Below are 25,212 nucleotides of genomic sequence, written 5' to 3'. Positions count from 1 at the left end.
GATGATGCAATACGATCCCTTGACCCTGGCAGGCTTGATCCAGCTACAGGTCGCTGCGAATCCTGACTTAACCGTGCTGACAATCGAGGGTGCCGGTGTACGACCCGACGATACTCGAACCTACGCCCAGTTGTGGGAACTCGGCCAGCGTCTTGCCTGTGGTCTAAGACACCTGGGTTTGCGCCCCGGCGACAAGCTCGGCACCTTGCTGGCCAACCACGCCGAGTTCGTCGAGCTGATGGTCGCAGCATCGCTGCTGGGCCTCGTTCTTGTACCGATCGACCCGCGCACCAAGGGCGACAAACTGATCTACATGCTCGGTTCGGTCCACTGCAAAGCGGTGGTGGCCGGCGATTACGCGCTGACCGAGGTGCGTGCCGTGCGAGATAGGATCGCCAGCCTGAACTGGTTGATCGGTCTGCCCAGCGATGAAGGCAGATCCACCAGTGGACAACTGCACGAAATTAATACGATTGCCTATGCCAGCCTGCAGGAAAGCCTGGAAGAGGTTGACGCGATGCCCGGAGCCCACCCCGACAGCGCGTTAGAGCTGATCTATACCTCCGGCACCACCGGTGACCCCAAGGGTATCGTCATGACGCACCGGCGCTATGTCGAAACTGCGCGCATGATGCCCGCGGTGTTTGGCTTCCGGGCCGATGATCGCCTGTATTCCGGTTTGTCGCTGACCCACGCCAACGCCCAACTGATCACCCTCGGCACCGCATTGGCCAATGCCATTCCCTGCGTACTGTCGCGCCGCTTCACCAAATCGCGACTGTGGGAAATTGTTCGCCAATACGGTTGCACCAGCTTCACCCTGCTTGGAGGCATGATCACAGCTATCTATGCCGAGCCCCCAAAACCTGAGGACTCCGACAATCCGGTGCGCCTCATCGTCTCGGCCGGTATGCCGGCGGCGATCTGGGAAGACTTCGAACACCGCTTCAACGTCAGCCTGTTCGAGTTCTATGGCGCAGCCGAGGGTGGCCTGATCGGCAATCCGGCCGGTGTCGGCCCGATCGGCAGCATCGGCAAGCCAGTGCCCAGCTTGGACTACCGCCTGGTCGACGACGAAGGTCGGGATGTCGAGCCAGATGCCAAGGGCGAACGTATCGGCGAACTGCTGTTCCGCCACAAGGACGGCACACCGTTTAACGTCGAGTACTACGGCAATGCCGAAGCCAGTACCAAGAAATGCGCCGGTGGCTGGCTGCACATGGGCGACGTGGTACGCGAAGACCAGGCCGGCTGGCTGTATTTCATGTTTCGCAAGGGCAATGGCATTCGCCGCAATGGCGACTTTATCAACGCCGCCTTCATCGAGAAGCTGATTGCCGAGCAACCGGAGGTAGATGACGTCTTCGTCTACGGCATCCCCTCGGCGAATGGTGTGCCCGGCGAGAAGGATGTAGTGGCAGCTGTAGTAGCCAAGCATCGCGGGCTGGATGTGCAAGGGCTTTTCCGTACCTGCCGCGCGGGGCTGGAAGCCAACTTCGTGCCCAGCCATATCCAGGTATTGGCACAGATTCCCAAAACTGCCTCGGAAAAGCCCCAGGAGCGCTTCCTGGTCGAGGAGTTACAAAACAATCCTCAAGACGTGCACCAGGAGCAGCGCTGAGATGACAGCCCGCTCCAGGGTCCTGCCGGTGTCTCCCGGCCGGAATCGTTTTCCCCACAAACCAGAGCGCCACTAACGCCAGCGGCGCCCAGTCTACTGGCCTGCCGCCGCCCCATCCCAGGAGATAGACCATGCCCCGATTGATTGATCTGACCCAGACGCTGGACCCAGACAACCGCGCCAAGCTACCGCCTCCACTGGCAGGCGCAGCGCCTGTGGTGGCCCCGCTGATCGAGTACCTCCATCCAGCCACCAAGGGCGCCGATGATTTCTGCCGCTATCTCGGCTGCACCCACGACGAACTACCTGGCGGAGAGGGTTGGGGCGCAGAGATGCTCAGCGACATGTCATCCCATTGCGGCACACACGTCGACGCACCTCTTCACAGCGCCTCTCAGATCGAAGGCGCGCCTGCTCGGACTATCACCGACATCGACCTGGAAGAGCTCTACCGACCCGGCCTGGTGCTCGACGTTCGACCGTGGGCGAAACTCGGCGAGCCCATCACAATCGAGATGCTAGACGCTGCGATGCATGCTACCGGCCAGAAAATCAAACAAGGTGATGCCGTGCTGATCCGTACGGGTCAGGAACGCTACGGCATGACTGATCCTGAGTTCTATCAGCAGCCCGGCATGACACGCGAAGCAACCCTGCACCTGACAAGTCAGGGCGCCACCATTCTCGGTACTGACGCGCTGGGCTGGGATCTGCCGTTCGGCATCATGGCGCGCAAGTATCAGGAAACCAAAGACCAGACCGTACTCTGGGATGGCCACAAGGCCATCGTTCAACGCGAAGCCTTTATCGTGCAGCAGATGACCAACCTCGGCGCCTTGCCCCTGAGTGGATTCATGGTCGGCTTCTTCCCGATCAAGCTGGCCCACTGCAGCGCTGCTCCTGCTCGCGTTGTCGCCTTCGTCGACTGAGCTCGATCATCCCTCGACTCAACGGAGAGATCATATGAAGCTCATTCGTTTTGCCCGCGGTGAAACCGCCCCCGAATTCGGCCTGGTGATCGGCGAACACGCCATCTCATTTGCCAGCCTTCAGGCAAGCAGTGGCCGCCGTCATACCTGCCTCGATAGCAGTGACGCTTACCTAGCCGCATTGCCGCAAAGCGAGCTGCTCGCACGTGAACTGCAGACCTGGGCCGAAGCCCATCTAGAGAGCTTCAGTGCAGCAGAAAAGCCGCTACTGAATAATGTGCGTTTGCACGCGCCCATCGAGGTCAGGGCGCTATTCGACTTGGGACTGACCCCACGTCACCTGAGCAACTCGGGCGACACACTGGTCCATTACGAAAAGGACAACCCCGATACCGGCCCTCTGCTCGCGGCCTTCCGCAAAATGCTGTTGGCCCCTCGCGCCAAACCCAGTCCCGGCGTGCCGGAGCGATTGTCTTACTACAAGGGTAATCTCAACTCCATCGTCGGCGACGACGTCGAGGTCCCCTGGCCGGTTTACACCTCACGCCTGGACATCGAGCCGGAGCTGGCAGTGGTTTATGGCAATGCGCACCAGCCGGTGGCCGGCTACTGCATATTCAATGACATCTCGGCCCGTGACGTGCAGGCCCTGGAGATCATTGGCGGCTTCTGTCTGACCAAGGACATGACAAGCGGTAACCAACTTGGTCCTTGGCTGGTGACTGCAGACGAGGTCGGAAATCCGCTGGACCTGGCCGTTCATGTGGCAGTCGACGGAGCACCGCGCTTTCAGGGCTCGACCCGCGAGATCAGCCATCCGGTAGAAGACGTGTTCGCTTGGCTGGGGCTGATCTGTCCGTTACAGCCGGGCTCGGTGATGGGCATGGGCACCATTCCCGACTGCACAGGTCTTGACCACGACGACTTCCTTGACCCAGGCGCAGACATCCGTATCAGCATCGAAAGACTCGGCACTCTGCGCTGCCGCTTCGGTGAGCCCAAGCACCTGCTCCCCAGCCGGTGGCCACTGCGTCAAGCACTGCAGAAATATCGCGGCTGAGCCAGCTGCTCTCAACGTTGCCCCGTCGGGCCCCAGGGCTCGACGATTTCCTCCGAGCCTGCCCATGATGCAGACCAATAGCGGGGTATCTGCGAGAAGATGACTTTCACCACGCGACGTATCGCCGCCGCAGCGGGCTGCCCCCTGGCGCGATTGCCGATCAGGCGCCCAGCTCCGGTCGCCTATAGGCCATGCCCACCGAGCGCGGCGCGGTATGCACGAAGCCGAACTGCGCGTAGAGGTCCTGTGCCTGGCCATCCGCGATGAGGCTGACGTAGCCGCTTTCCGGAACATGGGCTTCGATGTACTTGAGGATCTCACCCATGATGCGTTTGCCCAGGCCCTGGCCCTGGTGCGCCTTGAGAACGGCGATATCCACGACCTGGAAGAAGCACCCGCCGTCGCCGATCACCCGCCCCATTCCCACGGGTTGCGACTGATGGAGAATCTGCACGGCGAATAGCGTGTTGGGCAGCCCCCGCAACGCAGCCTCATCGGTCTTGCCGCTGAGGCCGGAGCCCGTGCGCAGCGCCTGGTAGACCTGGACGGAAGGCGTCTCCAGCAGGCAGGAATAGTCAGTCAATCGAGTCACCCTGGTTGAGTTCGAGGTAGTCGAGCCGTTGGCTGGTAAGCCAGATGGCCCCGCCATGGACAGAAGCTCTTCAGCCCGGAGGCTAAGAAGCCGCTCGCTGACTGTACAGGGCTTGCCCTGGGATGGTGAATCGATCCGCGAAGTATCAGGAGCAGGTAGCTGCGGACATTGGAGCGGGCGAGGAACCGGTGCTCCGCCCCTCCTGCCTCGCCGCCATGTATCGAACCGGCTGCCCCCTTGCCCTCCCGCGCCCGCCTCCCTATCCTGCCCCGGCCACGGTAAATCCCGTGGCCGGGTTTGACAGCCCGTCATCAGGCGCGATTGCGCCGCAAGGTGCATGCGAGAAACGGCGAATGTTTCTTGCAGGCCTTTGCTCGCATGCAGTTTTCAACTGCACTGCTCTATGGCAGATCGCGCGGGGAGACCCTCGGGTCTGCCGGTTCCTGATGCCGGTCTGTCAACCCTGCGCGGTCTGCCACCCTTTGACTGACAGCGAACGGTGGCAGCTTCCTCACTCATCAGGAGCTTTGCCATGAAAAACGTATTCACCCCTCTCGTTTTCTATCACCACCAACAACGCCTGCGCGCGGTGATGGTCGACAACCAGCCCTGGTTCGTCGCCCATGATTTCGCGCAGTTGATCGGCCTGGCCGATGCCCTCCCCTTGCTCCCGGCCCTGGAGCCGCACGAGCAACAAACCCTCTCCCTCAGCTACACCGAAGACTTCCATGAAGAGGTGGTGGTGATCAGCGATATCGGCGCCTACCGGGAGCTGTTCCAGTTCGGCAAGCCCAAGCACGGCGATGTGGGCCGCTGGGTGAACGAAGTGCTGGTGCCGACGATGCATGACTATCACCGCACGCCCGATGCGGCCCCCAGTCGAGAAACACTGACCTACGAGAGCCGCCGGCTGGATGTGGTGCGCTGGCAGGGTGAGCTGTGGGTGGCCTGGCGGGACTTGCCGCTGTTCATGGCCAGCGACAAGGAGGTGACGGCATGAGCAGGGATGTGGAGCAGCAACGCCTGTACGACCTGCTGGAGCGCCTGGACTCACGGCTGAACGCGGTGCATATGATCGCGGCGATCATCCAGGACAATGCGGGCCGCCGCGAGGGCATCCCCGGGCCCTTTCTGAACGACGTCCGCGAGGGCGCGCTGATGGATGTGATGGTGGACCTGTGCCAGAGCAACCAGCAGGATTTCTGGCAGTTGATGAAGCTGGAGAAGCTGCCGCTCTTTAGAGACTGATTTGGGCTGGCCCCTCTCGGAACTGGGAGGGGCCTTTGGGGCAACTGCGTTGCCCTTGGGCGATTGAAATCGCCCCTACAGGAACTCACCGATGAAGAACGGCTCCTCCTGCATCCAGGCATTCAGGTCGATGCGCGCCTGGCTGGCTTTTGCCTGGTTCCACATCGTCTGCAGCGGCTCCAGCAGAGGGCCCTTGTCCAGCAACTGGCGCACTTCCTGGCAGTAGGCTGCGCGCTCGGGGTCCCCGCCGGTTTGCGGGTAGCGTGCAACCAGCGGCAGGAAGCAGTTCATATAGGCCTGGATCCCCTGGTTTTCTTCGATCTCACGCATGTAGCCAGCCGTCATCGAACGCACCCAGTGGGCGCCCATGTAGTTGTAGAGGCAGTAGGTGTTGGTCGGCTTGGTGCCGTCCAGCCACAGGCAGGTTTCGTAGTAGTAGATATGGCCGAAGTATGAACTGGGCTCGAACAGCCTCTTGCCGTTGTAGAGCAGGTGCTCGCTGCCCAGGGTCTGCCCGTTGAGGAAGTGGTAGAGCTTTTTCTCGATGCCCCCCATGAAGCCCAATGGCGGCACCACGTCTGCCCCCTCATACGGCTGGCTACCGTCGTAATGACGGGCCCCGGCGTGCTGCACCAGAATCTGATAGGAGTCCGCCAGGCTTCTATCGATATGCCAGCCCCAGGCATGCCCATTGTTCAGTTCCCGCCAGGACTCGCCATCGCCCGTGGGCTCGATGCTCACGGTCGTTTTCCAGGCTTCGGGGCCGGCGAGCAGCCGCTCGGTGATCGCGACCCAGCCTTCGATGCTTTGGTCAGGCGCCAGCCACAGGCGATAGACCAGCGGAATGGGGTCGTTCCGCATGGGGTGCAGGTTGGGCTCCTTGCCCTTCATGAAGTAAGCCTCAAAGGCTTTCAGGGCCACCGATTGCTTGGCGTATTGCAGCCGGAACTTGATATCGGCCCAGAGCGCCTTGCGCTCATCAGTGGTGTGCTGGCGTGTGTCACTCACGTGAATGGAGTCCTTTGATGGCTGGCGAAGCTTTCGTCCCTGGATGCACCGATAGTGCAGCGATGGCGCGATGAAGAGGCGGCCCATTTGCATCGCTGTGCGCTGCCTCACACCCGGATGCAGTTCACGGACTGCCGAGCGGCTAGGCGCCCTTCCCCTCCGCCACACCCCGCGCATTCAGGTCATCCCGCGGTGAGCGGCCGAAGAAGGCTTTGTAGGCGCGGCTGAAGGCGGCTTCGGATTCGTAGCCGATGGCGAAACCGATTTCGCCGATGCGACTGTCATGCCGGGCGAGCATGGTTTTCGCCAGGGTCAGCCGCCATTCGTTCTGGTAGCGCAAGGGCGAGCGCCCCACCAGCGCACTGAAGCGCTCACAGAAGCTGGAGCGCGACATGCCGGCCAGCTCGGCGAGGGCGTCGATGCGCCATTGCTGCACGGGCTGCTCGTGAATGGCCCGCAGCACCCGGGCGATGCGCGCGTCGGCGAGGCCGCCCAGCCAGCCGGAGGCGGCGCCCTGCTGCACCCAGGTGCGCAGGATGCGGATGACGGTGAGGTCGATCAGGCGCGAGATCATCAAGGCGCCGCCGGGCTGGACGTCATGGGTTTCCAGCAACATGAAGTGCATCAGCCCCTCGGACCAGGCCGCTGCGTCCATCTGGCGGATGTGAATCAGCCACGGCAGGGCGAAGAGCATGGCCTGGAAGCTGCCGGCGTCGAACCAGAAGCGGCAGATGATCACGGTCGCCGGCTCGTTGATTGCGGTGATGCTCAACTCCGACGGGTCGTGGGGCAGCAGGAGGATGTCGCCCTGCTCCACCGTCACCGCCGGCTGGCTGGTGCAGCGAATGTGCAAGCGCCCCTGTTGCAGCACGCAGATGTGGGCGCTGTTGCTGTCCAGCAGCAGGCGCTCCCCACTGCCCGGCGCGGAGGAGTAGACGCGGTCGCCGGTCAGGCGGATCTGCGCCAGCACCTGGGAGAGCAGGTCCCCGGTGGCGAGGCCCTCCAGCTGCATTTCCGGAAGAATGGTCAAATTTTCCAGTGAATCCGTCATGTCGAGCCGGCCGCGTGTTGAATAACCTGGGGCCTGAATCATAGCGCTCCGGCACGGCCCTGCAGAAGCGATGCGGCACCGTGACTGGCGGCAGCGGCTATGCCGATCTTCCAACCACAAGGAAACAGCGAATGTTCGGAATCTCCCCCCTCGGCTGGCTGCACACCCTGGGCAGCCTGCCGGCCATTCCACTGGCGCTCTACATGTTCGCGCGGCATGGCCGCATCGTGCCGCGCTCCGGGTCGGGCCTGGCCTACTTCGTCTCGATGCTGCTGGGTGCCGGCACGGTGTTCCTGGTTGCGCGGCAACCGGTGAGCAACGCCATCGCGGTGGTCACCCTGGTGCTGCTGGTCGCCGGCTACGGGGTTGGGCGGATAAGCGCACTGGGCCGCGCGCGGGTGTACCTGGAAACCATCCTGCTGAGCCTGACGGCGTTCCTGCTGATGCTGCCCACCGTCACCGAGGTGCTGCGCCGCGTGCCGGATGGCCACCCGCTGGTGACCGACCTGCACGCGCCGCTGCTGGTGGGCGCCCAGGGCAGCCTGCTGGTAGCACTGGTTCTCGGCGTGACGGCGCAGGTCGTCTACCTGCGCCGGCAGGGCGCGCGGCTCGGCACGCCCGGCAACGCCTGATCAGCGATTGCGCCCCAGCGCCTCGTGGCTGCTGACCCAGTCGCCGGCCAATATGGCCGAGGTCAGCGACACATCCCCCGCCAGCACCACCGCGGCGATGATCTCCGCCAGCTTGTCCGCCTTGCCGGTGCCGTAGCAGCCCAGCAGCTCCAGGCATTCGCGCTGGGTCGGCAGGCCGGTGCCGCCGCCGTGGGTGGCGCAGATGACGGCAGGCAGGGTCACCGACCAGTAGTAGTCGCCGTTGTCCAGCAACTGGCCGTAGGTGATGCCGCCGTGGGATTCGGCGACGTTGGCGGCATCCTGCCCGGTGGCGATGTACAGCGCCGCCAGGCCGTTGGCCGAGTGCGCGCCGCTGTACGCCGAGCCGGCCTGGAAGGCGCCCACGGCGGCGATCTGCCGGTAGCGGTAGAGGTTGGCGGGGTCGACGCGCAGCAGCTCGTGGGCCACCTCGCGCTTGAGGGTGAACTCGGCGATCACCCGCTTGCCACGGGTCTGGATCATGTTCATTGCCGAGTGCTTCTTGTCGGTGTCGATGGCGCCGGAGAGGATGTAGCGCGGCTGCAGCGGGTGGTTGGCCTTGATCCACTCGCAGGCGGCGTAGGTGGCCTTGCTGGTCATGTTCTGCCCGGCGGCATCGCCGGTGGTGTAGCAGAAGCGGGTGTAGAGCATGTTGGCCACCGGGTACTGCTCGATCTCGAACAGCTTGCCGCTGCGGGTGGTGGTTTCGCTGGCCGCCTTGATCGCCTCGAACTCGCGCACCAGCCAGACGCCGAATTCACGGGCCTGCAACGCGTCCTCGAACATGAACACCGGCGCCCGCTGCATGGAGTGCTTGACCACCGTGGTCTTCACCCCGCCGGAAGCGCTGATGGCGCGCATGCCCCGGCTGTAGCTGGCCAGCAGGGTGCCCTCAGTGGTGGCCATGGGCACGTAGAAGTCGCCACGCGCGTGCTCGCCCTCGATGCGCAGCGGGCCGGCCAGCCCCAGGGGCATCTGCACCACGCCGATGAAGTTCTCGATATTGCCCTGGGTGACGGCCGGGTCGATGGCGTACTGGCCCACCACATCCAGCGCGGCGCCGGTCTGCGCCTTGATGAAGTCGCGGCGCACGCCGGCCTGCTCGTTGGAGTAATCGTTCTCGGGGTTGCGGGGAATCGGGGCGCCTCTGGACATCGTGCTCTCCTGATGGTCGGGCGGATCGCCCTGGGTGAAATCCGTTGCCCCGAGTGTGCCCAAGGGCGCCGGAGCTGGCATGACCGATCACGCCAATCAGGTGATCCAACGCGTCAATCTTAGTGAGGATGGCCGCTGGCGCCAGAACCACGGATGGAGGGCCGCGCCTCACACCCCCTCGTCATCCCCCCGGCGCAGCAGGTAGGTGTCCATGATCCAGCCGTTGGCCTCGCGCGCCTGCTGGCGGGTGCGGGCGATGTCGGCGGCCACGTCCTTGAGCTTGCCGGCGATGAGGATTTCATCCGGCGTGCCCACGTAGGCGCCCCAGTAGATGTGCAGGTCGGGGGCGTCGAGGCGGGTGTAGGTGTCTTCCGCGTCGAGCATCACCACCACGCTGTCGACGTTGCTGGGGAAGCCCTCGGCGAGGCGCCGGCCGGTGGTGATCTCGATGGACCGGCCGATGCGGTTCAGCGGCACCTTGTGCCGGGCCGCCAGCGCCTGGATGCTGCTGATGCCGGGGATGACCTCGTATTCGAACGCCAGCCGCCCGCCCCGGAGGATCGCCTGCAGGATGCGCAGGGTGCTGTCGTAGAGCGACGGGTCGCCCCAGACCAGGAAGGCGCCGCACTCCCCCTCCCCCAGCTCCTCGCCGATCAGCCGCTCGAACACCTGCTGCTTGGCCAGGTTCAGGTCCTTGACGGCCGCGTCGTACTCGCCGCCGCGCTCGCGCTCGGGGCTGCCCGCCTCGACGAAGCGGTAGTCGCGCCCGGTGATGTAGCGCTCGCAGATTTCCCGGCGCAGGTGGATGAGCTTGTCCTTGCTGCTGCCCTTGTCGAGGATGAAGAACACATCGACCTGGTTGAGCGCCTTCACGGCCTGCAGGGTGACGTAGTCGGGATCGCCCGCCCCGATGCCAATGACCAGTAGTTTCTTCATGGCGGCTCCTCGCCCGTTCACAGTCCGCCATGTTGAGCGCAAAGGCGATGGTGATGAAAGAGGCACAGCCCCAGGGCCTGCAACCACCCGCGCCAGCCCGACACCGGCCGTCGCAACGGTCGGGTAATGGCTGCATCCGGGCAGGTCAGCCTGGGCACTGGCCGCCAATTCCCCTATCCTTCCCGCCGGCGAACCCACTGCGGCATCGAATGCCGGTCACAGGACCGCTTCCATGCACGCCCTGCGCAGCCCGATCCCGCCCCGCTCCCTCCGCTGGAACCTGCACGCCCTGGCCTGGCCACGCGCGTTGCCGACGGGGCCGATCGTCCCGGCTGCTCAGTGCGCCCCCCTTCATCGCTCCACTTTTTACGCTGGTACCCCCGCATGGAAATCAAGGTCAACTTTCTCGACAACCTTCGTCTCGAAGCCAAGTTCGACGACTTCACGGTCATCGCCGACCAACCGATCCGCTACAAGGGCGACGGTTCGGCACCGGGGCCGTTCGACTACTTCCTGGCCTCCTCGGCCCTGTGCGCGGCGTACTTCGTGAAGCTGTACTGCCAGACGCGCAACATCCCCACCGAGAACATCCGCCTGTCGCAGAACAACATCGTCGACCCGGAGAACCGCTACCAGCAGATCTTCAAGATCCAGGTCGAGCTGCCGGCGGACATTTCCGAGAAGGACCGCCTCGGCATCCTCCGCTCCATCGACCGCTGCACGGTCAAGAAGGTGGTGCAGCAGGGCCCCGAGTTCATCATCGAAGAGGTGGAGAACCTCGACGCCGATGCCCAGGCCCTGCTGATCCCGAGCAGCCGCGAGCAGAGCACCTACATCGCCGGCAAGGACCTGCCGCTGGAAGAGACCATCGCCAACATGTCCGGCATCCTCGCCGGCCTGGGCATGAAGATCGAGATCGCCTCCTGGCGCAACATCGTGCCCAACGTCTGGTCACTGCACATCCGCGACGCCGCCTCGCCGATGTGCTTCACCAACGGCAAGGGCGCCACCAAGGAAAGCGCCCTGGCCTCCGCCCTGGGTGAGTTCATCGAGCGGCTGAACTGCAACTTCTTCTACAACGACCAGTTCTGGGGCGAGGACATCGCCAACGCCGACTTCGTCCACTACCCCAACGAGCGCTGGTTCAAGCCGGGCCCGAAGGACGCGCTGCCGGCCGAGATCCTCGATGCGCACTGCCTGGAAATCTACAACCCGGACGGCGAGCTGCGCGGCTCGCACCTGTACGACACCAACTCCGGCAACACCGTGCGCGGCATCTGCTCGCTGCCCTTCGTGCGCCAGTCGGATGGCGAGACGGTGTATTTCCCGTCCAACCTGATCGAGAACCTCTACCTCAGCAACGGCATGAGCGCCGGCAACACCCTGGTCGAAGCCCAGGTGCAGTGCCTGTCGGAAATCTTCGAGCGCGCGGTGAAGCGCGAAATCCTCGAAGGCGAGATGGCCCTGCCGGACGTGCCCCAGGCCGTGCTGGAGAAGTACCCCTCCATCCTGGCCGGCATCCGTGGGCTGGAAGAACAAGGCTTCCCCGTGCTGGTGAAGGACGCCTCCCTGGGCGGTGAATTCCCGGTGATGTGCGTGACCCTGATGAACCCGCGCACCGGCGGCGTGTTCGCCTCCTTCGGCGCCCACCCCAGCTTCGAAGTGGCGCTGGAGCGCAGCCTCACCGAGCTGCTCCAGGGCCGCAGCTTCGAAGGCCTCAACGACCTGCCACAGCCCACCTTCGAAGGCCACGCGGTGACCGAGCCGAACAACTTCGTCGAGCACTTCATCGACTCCAGCGGCGTGGTGTCGTGGCGCTTCTTCAGCGCCACGGCCGACTTCGAGTTCGTCGAGTGGGACTTCTCCGGCCAGGGCGAAGACAGCAACGCCGAGGAAGCCGCCACCCTGTTCGGCATCCTCGAGGACATGGGCAAGGAAGTGTACGTGGCCACCTACGACGACCTCGGCGCCAACGCCTGTCGCATCCTGGTGCCGGGCTACTCGGAGATCTACCCGGTGGAGGACCTGATCTGGGACAACACCAACAAGGCGCTGCTGTTCCGTGCGGACATCCTCAACCTGCACAGCCTGCCCGACCGTGGCCTGAAGTCCCTGCTGAAGAACCTCAACAACACCGAGGTCGACGACTACACCGACATCACCACGCTGATCGGCGTCGAGTTCGACGACAACACCGTCTGGGGCCAGCTGACCATCCTCGAGCTGAAGCTGCTGATCCACCTGGCGCTGAAGAAGTTCGAAGACGCCAAGGAGCTGGTGGAAGCCTTCCTGCAGTACAACGACAACACCGTCGAGCGCGGGCTGTTCTACCAGGCCCTGAACGCGGCGCTGGAAGTGACGCTGGACGACGACCTGGAGATGGACGACTACGAAGCCAACTTCCGCCGCATGTTCGGCAACCCGCGCATGGACGCGGTGCTGGGCTCGCTGGACGGCAGCGTGCGCTTCTACGGCCTGACGCCCACCAGCATGAAGCTGGAAGGCCTCGACCGGCACCAGCGCCTGGTGGAGAGCTACAAGAAGCTCCACGCCGCGCGGGCCAGGGCAGCAGCCAAGTAACCCGACCCGCCAGCGGCCCTCGCCCCTTCTCGGGCGGGGGCCGTCTCTACCTGCCCCCTCCTCCCGTCACCAGGTCCGCTCGCGGTACGCGTCCTGGGATTTCTGCAAGCGGCGCTTCACGGCGGTGGCCTGGTTCCTGCGGCCGATCACCCGCCGCTGCCACAACCGCTCCTGCCCCAGGGCAGCCGATTCCGAGGTGCTCCAGGCGCCGATCAGCAGGTGCTTGGCGGCGGCCAGTGCATCCGGCGATTGCTGGGCGATGGACGCGACCGTGCAGATATCCGCGTCCAGCGCGATCTGCTGCTTGATGTGCTTAACGAAAATAAACTCAACAGAAAACACCTAGTTTTTTGGAGAGTTACTGCATTAACAGTCCAAAATTTTCAGAGCTACATATATAAAGAAAAATGGAACTAGGACTATTACCACATAGCCTAGAGCCTGTACGCTGATACTCACTCGCATGTAGGAAACCTCCTAATTAAGCAAACCGCTTGACACCCCCAATAAGCAGCGATATTCATTCCCAGGCCTAACTGGCATACAACCAAAAACCAATCAAGGGAATAAATCATGTTCAAATGGAAAAAGCATACCCAGACCACCTCAGCCAAAAAATTTCTAACATTCAAAGCCAGCACCACAATAAACGGCCAAAGTGGTGGCGCTATATACGAGGGGAAATATATGGTCTGGAGAGCTGGATGCACTAACTGCCCATCCGTATAAATCAGCAATCACTGAGTACCTGATAGCGGGTACTCAGTGATAAGCCATACCAAACCACAACGCCAAGGACCGGTCGTGAGCAAGAGAGAAAACACCAATCAGACACCTACTCACAACGCAACAGAAACCTCAAAAAAAGAAACAGTTTATACAAACCCCGCCTCATCCTCCCAAATCATATTCGTCAACACGCTCACTGGCGAGCTAGCCACCAATAGCGACTTAAACAAAAACCCACTCAAGAAACTTGATAGAGAGGTAACTCTCTCGCAGATCGCGTACAGCGAGAGGATTCCAATGTCCAGTTACTGGGAGAATTTTTCGCTACTCCCTCCAGGCTGCAGGTATACGTACAACCACAGCTCCCACTCCGGGAAATTAGAAATAGATCTATTCAACACGAAAAAAGAAACAACCGACACCCCATTAGAAATACTGACATCCTCCATTAGTAGCAGGTGTAAAACCAATTATTACAAACGTCTCGTAGTACGCCTGTCTGGTGGAGTCGACTCGACATGTATTCTTCTATCTGCAATTGAAGCAGTAGGGGCAGACCGCGTTACTGCCATAACTTGGCTTGATGAAAAAAGCAGTGCAAATGCAGACTTAAAAGCTGCCACAGCTTTGTGCGAAAAACTAAATATTAGCCATTTACTATTCAAATTCGAGCCTTGGTACTTTTTTCAAGAAATCAACCTTGAGGACCATATATCCATCAGTGTCAGCATGGCCTCCAATAAGGTCTTTGAAAAAGAAATAGAATTCATATCCAGCAAGATAAATGGTGATTTCATCATATTGGATGGCCACGGAGGCGATCACTTATTTTTAGACCCCGTCCCACCCGCTGCATACCAGAGCCTGCTTAGGGAAAAGAAAATAATAAAAGCAGCAAAAGCATTCTCAATGTTCTCCAAACTATCCGGCTTGAGTTTTTATGAGGCATTAATTAGCAGCTACAAACAGCGCAACCACGACAATTATCAGCGCAGTCAGTTTTTCACAAGACACATCACACCGCCACCTGCAATAGAAAGACCGAGAAGCCTAAAAGAAGAATACTTGCAAGCCATAGCACAGGCTATCTATCAGAACACCACGCACTCAAATATTAGTACAGATATCCTGTACCCTTTCACCAGCAAAGGAATGATTGAATATGCCTTAAGCCAAGACCCATATGACATGTTTGATAATTACAACACTCGACTACCACTAAGGCGCGCAGCCAATGCAAAATACCCAAATATAGAGCTAAGACGTGACAAGGGGCACATTACTAGCGCTTACCAGAAGGCACTCAAATACCATTCAAATCACATTATTGATCGTTTAGAAAGCAGTTGGCTCACGCAAGAAAAACTCATCAATATCTCACATATAAAAAAAGCAATACGCTATTCGTCAATGGGATTTGGAGGGGCAGACCAAACGCTTATAAAGATAGCCTGCGCAGCCTTGATCAAAATTTGACAACGAGGATAGCTAGATGAGCTTTTCATTCCAGCCCCACATACACCACCTCGTCATGCACAATCAAATTATCCTACTTGATGAAAAGAAAGATCATTTCATGATCCTTAGCGAGAGCCAAACCACTTTACTAACAGAAAGCAGTAAATCATGCGCACAATATGAAAATCTCCTCAACGAACTCACTCAATTAAATCTAATACACCGCACGCCCTATAGCCAAGCACTAAACAGAGTCGACGAAGAATACGAAGGGATAGACAATTACACATGGCGAATAAGTAGGTGCAGCTCCTCAAGCAGCCTTAGCCTGTTACCAACCATATGGGCTCTTCTGGATCTATTGCGCCTAAAGATAAGCCTAAAGAAACATGGGCTTGGGTACGTGCTTAACAGCATGAGAAAAGCAAAAATCAACAAAAAGAACGGCAGCACACTATCTCAAGAAGCACTGAAAAACTATGTAAACAGTGTCCACCATGCATCACTGCTCCTACCCCTCAAAGTCAAATGCTTAGAATCCTCAATCTGCATATTCAACTACGCCATTAAAAACGGAGAGAATTGCAATTTTTTTATTGGAGTTCAATTGTTTGATTTTCTCTCGCACGCATGGGTAGAAATTGATGAAAAAGTGGTATCTGACGACCAACACCTTTCAAGCAAACTTCCCAAAATCCTGTCTATATAGTGGAATCGCGCCATGGAATGGATAAATCACTATTTAAAAAGTTTCAGAATAATATCAAGAAACTACCAATGGTTCGCAGTTAGCTTTATTGGCGTATCGGCGACGTTCATATTCTGCAGCGTACTGAACTCACTACTCCCCGTACTGCTTAGAAATGCTGCCAACTCTCTTGGAGAGATCAACAGCCTACACACACAGTTTTTAATCTTCTCTGGGGCTTATGCGATCCTATGGACCTTCTCACAGGTACTTTCCAGCATGCGTGGAGTGGGATCAGCCTGGATACTCGCCAAGTGCGACGCGACGCTGTATGAAGCAATTATCACCAGAGTTCTCAAGTACCCATACAAAAAACAGCAAACGCTGGACCCAGGGTATGTAGTCGCCGACATCAACAGGTCTGCCAGCAGTTTCAGCATGGTCACGGTTGGAATTTTTTGGACAATTGCACCTATTGCAGTGGAGATCTTCATAGCTATTAGCGTGCTCTACACCATCATGGGTACACTGTATGCCGTACTATTCCTGGTCTCATCCGCAGTACTGGCCTTCATATCCATTTACATCGCCAAGACCAGCGCTGATATTCATCGGATATTGTTTGAGGCTGACAACAGCCTCTCAAGCTATACAGTTGAGAGGCTCAACAGAACGTACGACATCAAGCTGAACAATACATTTACCAAGGAATTCACCTCAGGCAGAGAATTCTTCGACAACTACGTCAAGTCAATCAGAAAATCCAATTTACGAATGGGTCTTCGAATCGCTTATCAAGGGCTCGCTATTGGTGCAGTGCTCGTCCTCTTCGTAACACTGTCGGGCGTGTATTACCGCACAAGCCTCACAGCAGGAGACTTCATTATGATCGTGGGGTACATCACCATGCTCACGTCTCAGCTGCATCTGCTCGCAGGCACATTATTCAACCTTCAAGCTCATCTTATTTCGTTGAATGACGGCATCAAATACCTTGAAGAGAGCATTGAAGAGCAATACCACCCAAAGCACTACGACAACACCCCAGGCTTTGTTCTTCAAGGCGTGTCACTCGTAAAAGATGGGCACCTAATTCTCGATAATATCCACTGCAAACTTGGCCAGGGCGTGAATATAGTCTCTGGTAAGTCAGGTGCAGGAAAAACGACACTCATAAACACGCTTCTGGGCCTTGAGGAAAACTATACGGGCACAGCCTATTACAAGGGGCACCCGATAAATGGCTCCCTGAGCGAATTCATACTTTCCGATGTATCAGTGGCACCACAGAGGCCTGTATTGATATCGGGCACCCTTGAAGACAATCTACTCTACGGCGCCGGCAAGGTAGACCCGCAGAGGTTGCGGCAAGTGGTCGAGCTCTTAGGATTCAACCGCCAGAACACTACTAATGTCGACGCATTACTCGCCATGAACATAGACATTTCAGGCAGCGGACTCAGTGGCGGAGAAAGACAACGAATTGCCATAGGCCGTGCGATTCTGAGAGAGAAAACAACCCTGATATTGGATGAGCCGACTTCAGCATTAGATGAGAGAACGGCGCAACGAATCATTGATTGGCTGACCCTGAAAACTGGCTGCCTGATAATCGTCACTCATGACGAGAAACTAAAAGAGCAACACGGAATAGCGGTAGAGCTACATGGCTCCGCTAGTCCAGCCTATTAACGGGGTGCTCAACGCGCCGGCATGGCGTTACACCGAGACGCTCATTGTGGTTTACCTCAGTCATTGACTCTTGTTAACGGCCACGCAGGCACTCCTGCCCTGATCGGCGTCGAGCGAGGGCTGTTCTGTGGTCGCCAGCGGCCCTCGCCCCTTCTCGGGCGGGGGCCGTATCTACCTGCCCCCTCTTCCCCTCACCAGGTCCGCTCGCAGTACGCGTCCTGGGATTTCTGCAAGCGGCGCTTCACGGCGGTGGCCTGGTTCCTGCGGCCGATCACCCGCCGCTGCCACAACCGCTCCTGCCCCAGGGCAGCCGATTCCGAGGTGCTCCAGGCGCCGATCAGCAGGTGCTTGGCGGCGGCCAGTGCATCCGGCGATTGCTGGGCGAATTCCAGGCAAAGCGCGCGGGCCTGCGCCAGCGGGTCTTCGGCCAGGTGGGTGACCAGGCCCAGCTGGTGGGCCTGCGTGGCGTCGATGATGCGCCCGGAGAACGTCAGCTCCATCGCCATGTCCTTGGGCAGCAGCTCACGCAACAGCACGGTGCCGCCCATGTCCGGAACCAGGCCCCATTGGGACTCCATGATGGACAGCTGGGCGGTGGGCGCGGCGACGCGGATGTCGGCACCCAGGGCGATCTGCAGGCCGGCGCCGAAGCAGTTGCCGTGGATGGCGGCAATGACCGGAACGCTCAGCGAGCGCCACACCAGCGAGACCTTCTGGTAACGGTTCATGCTGGGCTTCCACAGCGGCAGGAGGGCCATGATCTTCTTCAGCGGGCTGCCGGTGACGATGTCCTTGAGGTCCATGCCGGAGCAGAAGGACGGGCCGTTGCCGGCCAGGATCACCGCGCGCACGGCCCGGTCGCGCTTGAGGAATTCGCCGCAGGCGATCAGCTCCAGCAGCAGCTGGGTGCTGATCGAGTTGTGCTTGTCGGGGCGGTTCAGGCGCACGGTGGCGATGGCGCCGTCATAGCTCAGGTCTACATGGTTCCACACGGGCTGGGTCACGCCGGCAGGTCCTCGTTCGGTTGGAAGGGTGGGTAGGCGTTGCGCCGGTCATGGTAAGCGCGCTCCGGCGGTTTGGGGGCGGTGGGCATGGCAAAAAAGGGCCGGCCGGAAACCGGCCAACCCAAAGGCCGGTGCAACGTGGAGGCCCGTAGGATGGGTAGAGCTCTGCGAAACCCATGCTGTGCAGCTGCACGGAATTGACCGGGTGGATGACGCTCTTCTCATCCACCAGCGGAGCGCCCGGCGAGCCCGAAAGGTGGACCGATAAAGCGTGGTCCACCCTACACATGGACCCTCTCCGTGCTGGCTGTTGCGGCACGTCGTAGGGCGGGTGAAACCCGCGAATCCCCAGCGCCGAACCTGTCGGGTTGCACCCGACCTACAGGCGGCTAGTCGTAGATGCCCCACCCCGCGTGTTGGTCCGTGATTGGCCGGCGGCAAGGCTTCGCAGATAGGTCCGCTCGCGGCGATGCACTGGGCATGAACACGTCCTGCCGGGCCCGTCCTGGGCAACCCGATACGCCTCCCGGTTATTACCAGGGATTCAGCCAATCGATACCGCGACGGGAACGCCAAACGGCCTGAAAACTACGCTTGACCTTAAAGTTGAGTTGAACGTTAGGGTTTCCGCACCCCATCTCCCGGGCTTATTTCCGGGGGCAGATATGCCGGGGTTCCAGGGGCATGGACCCCATCACGACGCGGAGAACAGACAGACATGAGATCCACCAGGCTTGCAGCAGCGGCAGGTATTTTCCTCAGCACCATCGCGATGACCTCATGGGCAACCGAGGTGCCGGCCACGCATCCGGTCGGGACCGCGAGCACCGTGATCGCCGGCCACACGGTGCCGCTGCTGGCGGGCGGCCTGTATGACCGCTTCCACTCCAACCCACCGCTTTCCGTCATCGCCTCCGAGGCACCGGATGTGGACCTGAGCTGGTTCAAGACCCTGCAGAAAACCAAGGTCGACATCGGCTTCGAGTCCTATTCGCCGAACTTCTATTACAAGAACAGCAAGGTGACGGCGGTGTTCACCGCCGACCTGGCCACGCTCAAGTCGCTGATGCCCGCCAAGGTGCTGGAGCAGGTGCAGCCACTGCAGGTGTGGCCCGGCCGCGGCCTGGTGGCGTTGACCGCCTACACCTATGAGTACTGCGACAACGACAGCTACAACGAGGTCTCGCTGTCCATCGTCACCAACAAGCCCGGCAACGCCAACCTGGGCCCGTTATCCCTGGTCGGCCAATCGATGTCGAAGGATCTCTGGGGCTACGTGCTCAAGCTACCGGTGGACACCGAGCTCGCCAGGGTGCGTGGCGTGGTGGGCTACAACCTGCCCAAGTGGCTGACCGGCATCCACCACAAGGACCACGACAAGACGGTGGTCTACGAGATCATCGACAGCCAGACGGGCAAGGTCGACGTCACCCTGGAAACGGACAAGCTGGGCGACCTCTCCAGCGAGGCCGAGCTGGTCACCAACAGCTTCACCAACACCGGGCACGACGGCGAACTGACCTACGGCTACGCGGTTTCCCGTCAGTTGAGCCACGCCTCCAGCAGCGACGAGAGCACAGTGAAGCTGGTGCTCGGCGACGGCAGCCTGTCGACCTACATCAAGGCCCTGGACCTGGGCACGATGATGAAATACGAGTACGTGCCGAGCTTCCAGAGCGCGCTCTATGCACCCGCCCCGCTGCAGTCGATGCTGAACGACTGACCCGCAGCGCGGCCCGCGAGCCGAGGGCCAGGCCCCCGGCTCCGCCGCTCAGAAACGCTCATCCCCGATCGCCGGCAACGTCAGCTCGCGCACGAACGAAGCGGCGGAGAGCCGCAGCAGCGCATCCACCATCGTCACCACGTCATGCACCGGCACCAACTGCCCCTCCCCGCGCGCGGCGGCTGCCGCCAGCGGCGTGGACAGCGGATCGTCGGTATTCAGGTAGCCCGGGTGCAGCACGGTCACCGCCAGGCGCTGATCACGGAAGCCTTCGCGCAGCGCATCGGCCATGCCATTGAGGGCGAACTTGGAGGCGCCGAACGCCACTTCCGGGCGCCCGCTCTGGCGCAGGGCCGAGGTGGAGCCAATCAGGATCAGCTGCGGCCTGGCGGACGCCAGCAACCGGGGCACCAGCCGCTTGAGCAGCAACAGCGTGGCGGTGATGTTCACCTCCACCAGCCGGCTGATGGACTCATCGCTGTCGCCGAGGAAGTCGTAGTGCTCGCTGAAGGCGTGCTCTTCCCAGATGCCGACATTGCACACCAGCACATCGAGCGCGGCGGGCGCCCCGGCCTCGATCTGCGCCACGGCCACCGAGGGGTTGGCCAGGTCCGCCTCGATCCAGCCGAGCTCGACACCCGGAGCCAGAGGCAGGTGCTCCGGCCGCCTGCGCGAGACACCTATCACCTCGTCACCCGGCTTGCCGAGCCCTTCCACCAGCGCCCGGCCCAGCCCCCTGCTCGCCCCTACGATCATCATCTTCATGCCATTGCTCCTTGTCCGTTCCTTGCCCGCTAGGCCCAACGCAGGTTGAGCACGACGAAATCCAGCAACACCCAGATGACCAGCACCAGGTGGGTCAGCTGCAGCCCTTCCTGGCGTATCCAGTAACCGAACCAGAGCCCGCCCAGCAGCATGGCGAACAGAAAGCCCAGTGCAGCGCTCAGGGCCAGGTTCAGCCAGGGCCGGGCGGCCTCCAGCCCGGTGCCGAGCAGCAGGTGGTAGCAACCGGCCCAGGCCGCGAGCACGGCAGCCGCCTGCAACACCACGATGACCAGCAGCGCCAGGCGATGCATGAAGGGGGAATCCAAGCCACGCCGCAGCAGCGGGATGTCGATCACCGGCGGCTGTCGCAGGGGCGCCATGGACATGGTCGCGCCGATGGCCCCGACCGAACTGGCGAAGGCGTGCAGGTTGTTGATCAGCGCAACGCTCAGCCACAGGCTGAAGCCGAGAAAGCAGGTGCCCTGGAAAATCATCAGTGAGGTCTGGGTATCCATTCCTGGTCCTTGTGCGTGGGTTCGGAAGCGCCTGAAGCGAACCCGGGCGGGCAGCGACAGGCGAGCCGAGCGGCACTCTAAAACCTCAACCTAGCTTGAGGTCAACAAGCGCAGCACAAGCGCGATGGCCAGCCCCTGGGAAGGGGCAAGGGGGCGGTCACCTAGGGCGCGGAGGCGTCGGCGGGCAGCAACCGGGCGATGTCCTCGTTGAAGGTTTTCCACTCCGCTTCCGAGATTTCCATGATGCCGAAGGAGCGCAGGAAGAAGGCCCCGGTGGCCGCGAGAAAGGCCAGCCGCACGCGCTTGCCGCGCTCGCTTTCGAACGCTCCGCCCAGCAGCAGGGAGCGGTACCAGTCGTTGGCCTGGGCGCGCAGGCTGTCCTGGCTGAACATCGCCGTAAGGATCGCCGCCGCCCGCTTGCTCAGCTCTTCGTCCGGGATGGCGATGATGTGGATCTGCGCGGTCAACAACTCCAGCACCCCCGCATCCGGTTCCAGCCGGGCCATCACCGACGCCTCGTAGTCGGCCTTCCAGCGGTTGACCATGGCCTCGACCAGGCCGTCCTTGGTACCGAAGCAGGACTGCACGCCGCCCTTGCTTATGCCGGCGGCCTTGGCCACCTCACCAATGCTCAATGCAGAAATGCCTTGGTCCATCACCACCGATATGGCGGCATCCAGCACCAGGTTCCTGTCGATCACAGGGCGTTTACTCATCAGGCTTTCTCGAATTAGAATACGATCGTATTTTTATTTTCCACCCCCTCACCGGGGCTCACAGTGAGGTCCATCCCGCTTATGGCACGTGCCTCGCCCGTTACAGGACCAGGCTACGGCGCGCGCTCGAATGCACCTCTGCCCATCGACCGGAATCGCTGGCGAATTCCCTCGGGAACCCCACACCCGCGCACCCCGGTTTATTCAAGGCATACAGCGGTAATTTTACCGCCAATCCGCGAGGGCTCATGGCTTTTGATCGTACTAGGGGCGCGGGTATCGGCTTTGCCAACCGCGTCTACAAACCACGAGCCCTGGGCTGCGCGCTCAGCTTTATTTTCGTCGCCACCACCACCTACCCCGGTCCCTCGCCGCTCTGGGTGCTGATGCTGCTCAATGCCTTCATCTGGCCCTGCCTGGCGTACCAGCTGGCAGTGCGAGCCCGCGTGCCCTACCGCACCGAGCTGCGCAATCTTCTGCTCGATTGCGTCTTCGCCGGCGGCTGGGTCGCTGCGATGCAGTTCAGCGTGCTGCCATCCTTGCTGCTCCTGTCGATGGTCGCCATGAACAGCGTCAGCGCCAAGGGCATCCGTTTCATGCTCTACGGCCTGGCCGCCAACCTGCTGGGGATGGCCCTGGCCGGGGCCGCCCTCGGCTTCGAAGTGGCGCTGGAAACCCCGCCGGCCGTGGTCTGGGCCTGCCTGCCGATGCTGGTGATCTACCCCTTCGTGGTCGGCTGGACGAGCTACAGCCTGACGCAGCGGCTGGTCAGGCAGCAGAAGGCGCTGTCCATCGTCAGCGGCTTCGACGAGCGCATGCTCACCTCCCACAACCGCTGGATGTACCAGTTGGCGCGGGTCTTCCTGCGCTGCCGCTGCGGTTCCGGCCAGGCCACCGTGGCGCATATCCGCATCGATGAATTCCCCTTGCTGCGCGAGCGCCACGGTGCGCTGGTGGCGGACGCACTGAGCGTTCGGCTCGGGCACCTGATCAAGGCCGGGATACGCAGCACCGACCTCTTGTGCATGAAGCGCCGGGGGGAATTCCTGGTGCTTCTGTTGCAGGCCAGGCGGCTCGGCGCGCAATCCCTCACCGACCGCATCGAAGACGGTTTCGCCCACTGTTTCGCCGGCGGCACCGGGCTGCCGGAGGCGCGCATCCGTGTTGGCCTCGCCGAGTTCAGCAACAGCCTGGCCAGCGAGAACGAATGGCTGCGCCTGGCGGAACAGCGCTCGGGCCAGCCCCGGCCCCAGGCACTGCGCCCCTTGGAAGAAGCCCCGCGAGCCACCCCGGCCGCCGGCCCCCTGCCCGTTCCCTAGCTGCGCCCCACTGCCACACGCAGCGACACCTGATCGCTGATCACCGATTCCGGCCACCCGCTGGCGCTCGCCTGCACCCGGCTTTCAGCCTTTTCAGCCACCACCAACTGTCGTTTGAAGGAGTATTCAGTTGAGAAACCTTGCCATCGGAAAACGCGCGGGACTTATCTTTTCACTGCTGGCCCTGCTGGTCCTGGCCATGGGCGGCAGCAACCTGTACCAAACCAACAGGATGGACAACGCGTCGATCGAGGTCCGTGGCACCTGGTTGCCCGGGATCATCGCACTGAGCGAAATAGGCACCGCCATCGGTAATGGGCGAGCACTGACGCTGCGCGGCATCATCGTCGACGAGCGGGCCGAGCAGCTCCGCGCCGTGTCCACCATCCGAGGCATCCAGGCCGCACTGCCTGGGCAGTTCGCCGCCTATGAAAGCACCATCGCCCAGGCGCAGGATCGCGAACTCTTCAAGCGCTTCATCCACACCTACGAAACCTACCGAGGGCTGCAGGAGCAGATACTCGACGCCATCGATGACGACCACCTCGACGAGGCCGACCGCCTGGTCAATGGCCCCCTGGTGGATTACGCCAACGCGATTATGAGTGCGCTGGGCGAGCTGATCCGCTTCAACTCCACCGGGGCATCCGAAGCGGCCAAGCGCAGCGACGAGGCATCGGACGACGCCTTCTTCTTCGCCCTGGTCGCCCTGGTAGTGATCCTCGGCGTCACCGTCACCGTCGCCCTGGTGCTGACCCGCAGCATCGTCACTCCGCTGGGCGAGGCGGTGGTCATCGCCGAACGCGTGGCCAGCGGCGACCTGACCCGCGACATCACGGTCATCGGCAAGGACGAGCCGGCCATGCTGCTGGCCGCCCTGCGCACCATGCAGGGCAACCTGCGGGCCACCATCCAGCAGATCGGCAGCTCGTCCGACCAGTTGGCCTCCGCCTCCGAAGAACTGCACGCAGTGACCGAAGACGCCAACCGTGGCCTGCACCAGCAGAACGCCGAGATCGAGCAGGCCGCCACTGCCGTCAACCAGATGACCGCCGCCGTGGAAGAAGTGGCGCGCAACGCCGTGAGCACGGCCGCCGCCTCGAAGGAAAGCGACAAAGCCGGCCGCCAGGGCTTCATCCAGGTCAACGACGCCATCACCTCGATCCGCACCCTGGCAGGCCAGGTCACCCAGGCCTCCGTCCGCGCCTCGGAACTGGCCAGCCAGACCCGCGACATCAGCACGGTGCTCGACGTGATCCGTGGCATCGCCGCGCAAACCAACCTCCTGGCGCTCAATGCCGCCATCGAGGCCGCGCGTGCCGGTGAGGCCGGCCGTGGCTTCGCCGTGGTCGCCGACGAGGTGCGCTCCCTGGCGCAGCGCACGCAAAGCTCCACCGAGGAAATCGAAGAGATGATCGACAACATCCAGACCGGCACCCAGGGCACCGTGGACGCCCTCCTCGCCGGTGCCGGGCAGGCCGAGCAGACGCTCAAGTCGGCCGCCAACGCCGGCATGGCACTGGAGCGCATCACCGCCTCGATCACCCACATCAACGAGCGCAACCTGATCATCGCCAGCGCCTCGGAACAGCAGGCCCAGGTGGCCCGCGAGGTGGACCGCAACCTCACCAACATCCGCGACCTGTCCCTGCAGACCGCCGCCGGCGCCAACCAGACCAGCGCCTCCAGCCAGGAACTGTCGCGCCTGGCCATCGAGCTCAGCGGCATGGTCACCCGCTTCCGCGTCTGATGCCGGCCCGCGCCTGCCGCCAT

General features: G+C 61.3%; 23 protein-coding genes and 1 pseudogene. 14 read left to right on the top strand and 10 right to left on the bottom strand.

Translation table 11 applies throughout. The features are described from left to right. Position 1: 1 nt before the first annotated feature. The 3 genes from RTW82_RS18455 to RTW82_RS18445 all read left to right on the top strand — a co-directional run bounded on the left by RTW82_RS18455 (position 2) and on the right by RTW82_RS18445 (position 3,610). Positions 2 to 1,621, top strand: coding sequence for an AMP-binding protein (locus tag RTW82_RS18455; protein ID WP_271658034.1), 1,620 nt, complete (start codon positions 2 to 4; stop codon positions 1,619 to 1,621). 131 nt (positions 1,622 to 1,752) lie between these two features. Then, positions 1,753 to 2,550 carry a cyclase family protein gene (locus RTW82_RS18450; RefSeq protein ID WP_271658035.1) on the top strand — a complete coding sequence of 266 codons (798 nt, stop codon included), beginning with the start codon at positions 1,753 to 1,755 and terminating at the stop codon, positions 2,548 to 2,550. A gap of 34 nt (positions 2,551 to 2,584) precedes the next feature. Continuing rightward, the gene (locus RTW82_RS18445) at positions 2,585 to 3,610 is read left to right on the top strand and encodes a fumarylacetoacetate hydrolase family protein (protein ID WP_316925977.1); all 1,026 of its coding nucleotides are present in this window, start codon (positions 2,585 to 2,587) and stop codon (positions 3,608 to 3,610) included. Between the two features lie 160 nt (positions 3,611 to 3,770). On the opposite strand, the gene RTW82_RS18440 is transcribed toward RTW82_RS18445, so the two are convergent. Continuing rightward, the gene (locus tag RTW82_RS18440; RefSeq protein WP_316925976.1) at positions 3,771 to 4,193 is read right to left on the bottom strand and encodes a GNAT family N-acetyltransferase; all 423 of its coding nucleotides are present in this window, start codon (positions 4,191 to 4,193) and stop codon (positions 3,771 to 3,773) included. A gap of 541 nt (positions 4,194 to 4,734) precedes the next feature. Here RTW82_RS18440 and RTW82_RS18435 point away from each other — a divergent pair. Next, complete coding sequence (locus RTW82_RS18435; protein WP_316925975.1) at positions 4,735 to 5,202, top strand: Bro-N domain-containing protein; 468 nt, start codon at positions 4,735 to 4,737, stop codon at positions 5,200 to 5,202. Next, positions 5,199 to 5,450 carry a hypothetical protein gene (locus tag RTW82_RS18430; protein ID WP_271658044.1) on the top strand — a complete coding sequence of 84 codons (252 nt, stop codon included), beginning with the start codon at positions 5,199 to 5,201 and terminating at the stop codon, positions 5,448 to 5,450. The genes RTW82_RS18435 and RTW82_RS18430 overlap by 4 nt, the downstream gene beginning before the upstream one ends. 75 nt (positions 5,451 to 5,525) lie before the next feature. Here the strand turns inward: RTW82_RS18430 and RTW82_RS18425 are convergent, their stop codons facing one another. Together RTW82_RS18425 and RTW82_RS18420 are read right to left on the bottom strand one after the other, a co-directional pair. Continuing rightward, complete coding sequence (locus tag RTW82_RS18425; RefSeq protein WP_316925974.1) at positions 5,526 to 6,545, bottom strand: hypothetical protein; 1,020 nt, start codon at positions 6,543 to 6,545, stop codon at positions 5,526 to 5,528. A gap of 55 nt (positions 6,546 to 6,600) precedes the next feature. Continuing rightward, complete coding sequence (locus tag RTW82_RS18420) at positions 6,601 to 7,488, bottom strand: AraC family transcriptional regulator (protein ID WP_316925973.1); 888 nt, start codon at positions 7,486 to 7,488, stop codon at positions 6,601 to 6,603. A gap of 152 nt (positions 7,489 to 7,640) precedes the next feature. Between RTW82_RS18420 and RTW82_RS18415 the strand changes: the two genes are divergently transcribed. Continuing rightward, the gene (locus tag RTW82_RS18415; RefSeq protein WP_316925972.1) at positions 7,641 to 8,141 is read left to right on the top strand and encodes a hypothetical protein; all 501 of its coding nucleotides are present in this window, start codon (positions 7,641 to 7,643) and stop codon (positions 8,139 to 8,141) included. On the opposite strand, the gene RTW82_RS18410 is transcribed toward RTW82_RS18415, so the two are convergent. Together RTW82_RS18410 and cobF are read right to left on the bottom strand one after the other, a co-directional pair. After that, complete coding sequence (locus RTW82_RS18410) at positions 8,142 to 9,314, bottom strand: hydroxymethylglutaryl-CoA reductase (RefSeq protein WP_021220097.1); 1,173 nt, start codon at positions 9,312 to 9,314, stop codon at positions 8,142 to 8,144. It abuts the gene before it with no gap. Positions 9,315 to 9,482: 168 nt separating this feature from the next. Next, a complete protein-coding gene (gene cobF, locus RTW82_RS18405) occupies positions 9,483 to 10,250 on the bottom strand; it encodes a precorrin-6A synthase (deacetylating) (protein ID WP_316925971.1) in 768 nt (255 codons plus the stop codon). A 384-nt stretch (positions 10,251 to 10,634) separates the two neighbouring features. Between cobF and RTW82_RS18400 the strand changes: the two genes are divergently transcribed. Next, positions 10,635 to 12,830, top strand: coding sequence for an OsmC domain/YcaO domain-containing protein (locus RTW82_RS18400; protein WP_316925970.1), 2,196 nt, complete (start codon positions 10,635 to 10,637; stop codon positions 12,828 to 12,830). A 66-nt stretch (positions 12,831 to 12,896) separates the two neighbouring features. Here RTW82_RS18400 and RTW82_RS18395 read toward each other — a convergent pair whose 3' ends face one another. Continuing rightward, positions 12,897 to 13,172: a hypothetical protein gene (locus RTW82_RS18395; protein ID WP_316925969.1), complete on the bottom strand. Its 276-nt coding sequence runs from the start codon at positions 13,170 to 13,172 to the stop codon at positions 12,897 to 12,899. 462 nt (positions 13,173 to 13,634) lie between these two features. Between RTW82_RS18395 and RTW82_RS18390 the strand changes: the two genes are divergently transcribed. From RTW82_RS18390 to RTW82_RS18380, 3 genes are read left to right on the top strand one after another with little or no spacing between them, the layout of a single operon-like run. Beyond that, complete coding sequence (locus tag RTW82_RS18390; RefSeq protein ID WP_316925968.1) at positions 13,635 to 15,035, top strand: asparagine synthase-related protein; 1,401 nt, start codon at positions 13,635 to 13,637, stop codon at positions 15,033 to 15,035. A 16-nt stretch (positions 15,036 to 15,051) separates the two neighbouring features. Next, a complete protein-coding gene (locus RTW82_RS18385) occupies positions 15,052 to 15,726 on the top strand; it encodes a lasso peptide biosynthesis B2 protein (protein ID WP_316925967.1) in 675 nt (224 codons plus the stop codon). Positions 15,727 to 15,738: 12 nt separating this feature from the next. Next, on the top strand, positions 15,739 to 17,397 hold the full coding sequence (locus RTW82_RS18380; protein ID WP_316925966.1) for an ABC transporter ATP-binding protein: 1,659 nt from the start codon (positions 15,739 to 15,741) through the stop codon (positions 17,395 to 17,397). Between the two features lie 191 nt (positions 17,398 to 17,588). Here RTW82_RS18380 and RTW82_RS18375 read toward each other — a convergent pair whose 3' ends face one another. After that, a complete protein-coding gene (locus RTW82_RS18375) occupies positions 17,589 to 18,401 on the bottom strand; it encodes a crotonase/enoyl-CoA hydratase family protein (RefSeq protein WP_316925965.1) in 813 nt (270 codons plus the stop codon). Between the two features lie 772 nt (positions 18,402 to 19,173). Here RTW82_RS18375 and RTW82_RS18370 point away from each other — a divergent pair. Continuing rightward, a complete protein-coding gene (locus tag RTW82_RS18370; protein ID WP_316925964.1) occupies positions 19,174 to 20,124 on the top strand; it encodes an acetoacetate decarboxylase (ADC) in 951 nt (316 codons plus the stop codon). 48 nt (positions 20,125 to 20,172) lie between these two features. On the opposite strand, the gene RTW82_RS18365 is transcribed toward RTW82_RS18370, so the two are convergent. The 3 genes from RTW82_RS18365 to RTW82_RS18355 all read right to left on the bottom strand — a co-directional run bounded on the left by RTW82_RS18365 (position 20,173) and on the right by RTW82_RS18355 (position 22,120). Then, the gene (locus RTW82_RS18365; protein WP_316925963.1) at positions 20,173 to 20,889 is read right to left on the bottom strand and encodes an SDR family NAD(P)-dependent oxidoreductase; all 717 of its coding nucleotides are present in this window, start codon (positions 20,887 to 20,889) and stop codon (positions 20,173 to 20,175) included. Between the two features lie 29 nt (positions 20,890 to 20,918). Next, positions 20,919 to 21,404 (bottom strand): DUF2165 family protein, encoded by a 486-nt coding sequence (locus RTW82_RS18360; RefSeq protein WP_316925962.1) that lies wholly within the window; start codon positions 21,402 to 21,404, stop codon positions 20,919 to 20,921. A 161-nt stretch (positions 21,405 to 21,565) separates the two neighbouring features. Then, on the bottom strand, positions 21,566 to 22,120 hold the full coding sequence (locus tag RTW82_RS18355; RefSeq protein ID WP_316925961.1) for a TetR/AcrR family transcriptional regulator: 555 nt from the start codon (positions 22,118 to 22,120) through the stop codon (positions 21,566 to 21,568). 248 nt (positions 22,121 to 22,368) lie between these two features. Here RTW82_RS18355 and RTW82_RS18350 point away from each other — a divergent pair, with 248 nt between their 5' ends. From RTW82_RS18350 to RTW82_RS32220, 3 genes and pseudogenes are all read left to right on the top strand, one after another. Beyond that, entirely contained in the window at positions 22,369 to 23,439 is a 1,071-nt protein-coding gene (locus tag RTW82_RS18350) for an MASE2 domain-containing protein (protein WP_316925960.1), read from the top strand. 130 nt (positions 23,440 to 23,569) lie between these two features. Next, a pseudogene (locus RTW82_RS32225) lies at positions 23,570 to 24,334 on the top strand (MCP four helix bundle domain-containing protein); the annotation flags it as partial. Then, the gene (locus RTW82_RS32220) at positions 24,326 to 25,189 is read left to right on the top strand and encodes a methyl-accepting chemotaxis protein (RefSeq protein ID WP_410478823.1); all 864 of its coding nucleotides are present in this window, start codon (positions 24,326 to 24,328) and stop codon (positions 25,187 to 25,189) included. The pseudogene RTW82_RS32225 and the gene RTW82_RS32220, both read left to right, overlap by 9 nt. Positions 25,190 to 25,212: the final 23 nt, after the last annotated feature.

Source organism: Pseudomonas sp. zfem005, assembly GCF_032621735.1.
Classification (GTDB): Bacteria; Pseudomonadota; Gammaproteobacteria; order Pseudomonadales; family Pseudomonadaceae; genus Metapseudomonas; species Metapseudomonas solani.
This window is presented reverse-complemented; position numbering and strand designations above follow the sequence as displayed.

Bases quoted from the DNA above. Each gene is read 5' to 3' on its own strand.
- RTW82_RS18435 (WP_316925975.1), top strand. From the start codon at position 4,735: ATGAAAAACGTATTCACCCCTCTCGTTTTCTATCACCACCAACAACGC.
- RTW82_RS32220 (WP_410478823.1), top strand. From the start codon at position 24,326: ATGCAGGGCAACCTGCGGGCCACCATCCAGCAGATCGGCAGCTCGTCC.
- RTW82_RS18355 (WP_316925961.1), bottom strand. From the start codon at position 22,120: ATGAGTAAACGCCCTGTGATCGACAGGAACCTGGTGCTGGATGCCGCC.
- RTW82_RS18445 (WP_316925977.1), top strand. From the start codon at position 2,585: ATGAAGCTCATTCGTTTTGCCCGCGGTGAAACCGCCCCCGAATTCGGC.
- RTW82_RS18370 (WP_316925964.1), top strand. From the start codon at position 19,174: ATGACCTCATGGGCAACCGAGGTGCCGGCCACGCATCCGGTCGGGACC.
- RTW82_RS18455 (WP_271658034.1), top strand. From the start codon at position 2: ATGATGCAATACGATCCCTTGACCCTGGCAGGCTTGATCCAGCTACAG.
- RTW82_RS18430 (WP_271658044.1), top strand. From the start codon at position 5,199: ATGAGCAGGGATGTGGAGCAGCAACGCCTGTACGACCTGCTGGAGCGC.
- RTW82_RS18425 (WP_316925974.1), bottom strand. From the start codon at position 6,545: ATGGGCCGCCTCTTCATCGCGCCATCGCTGCACTATCGGTGCATCCAG.
- RTW82_RS18415 (WP_316925972.1), top strand. From the start codon at position 7,641: ATGTTCGGAATCTCCCCCCTCGGCTGGCTGCACACCCTGGGCAGCCTG.
- RTW82_RS18360 (WP_316925962.1), bottom strand. From the start codon at position 21,404: ATGGATACCCAGACCTCACTGATGATTTTCCAGGGCACCTGCTTTCTC.
- RTW82_RS18450 (WP_271658035.1), top strand. From the start codon at position 1,753: ATGCCCCGATTGATTGATCTGACCCAGACGCTGGACCCAGACAACCGC.
- RTW82_RS18365 (WP_316925963.1), bottom strand. From the start codon at position 20,889: ATGAAGATGATGATCGTAGGGGCGAGCAGGGGGCTGGGCCGGGCGCTG.
- RTW82_RS18400 (WP_316925970.1), top strand. From the start codon at position 10,635: ATGGAAATCAAGGTCAACTTTCTCGACAACCTTCGTCTCGAAGCCAAG.
- RTW82_RS18350 (WP_316925960.1), top strand. From the start codon at position 22,369: ATGGCTTTTGATCGTACTAGGGGCGCGGGTATCGGCTTTGCCAACCGC.
- cobF (WP_316925971.1), bottom strand. From the start codon at position 10,250: ATGAAGAAACTACTGGTCATTGGCATCGGGGCGGGCGATCCCGACTAC.
- RTW82_RS18380 (WP_316925966.1), top strand. From the start codon at position 15,739: ATGGAATGGATAAATCACTATTTAAAAAGTTTCAGAATAATATCAAGA.
- RTW82_RS18410 (WP_021220097.1), bottom strand. From the start codon at position 9,314: ATGTCCAGAGGCGCCCCGATTCCCCGCAACCCCGAGAACGATTACTCC.
- RTW82_RS18385 (WP_316925967.1), top strand. From the start codon at position 15,052: ATGAGCTTTTCATTCCAGCCCCACATACACCACCTCGTCATGCACAAT.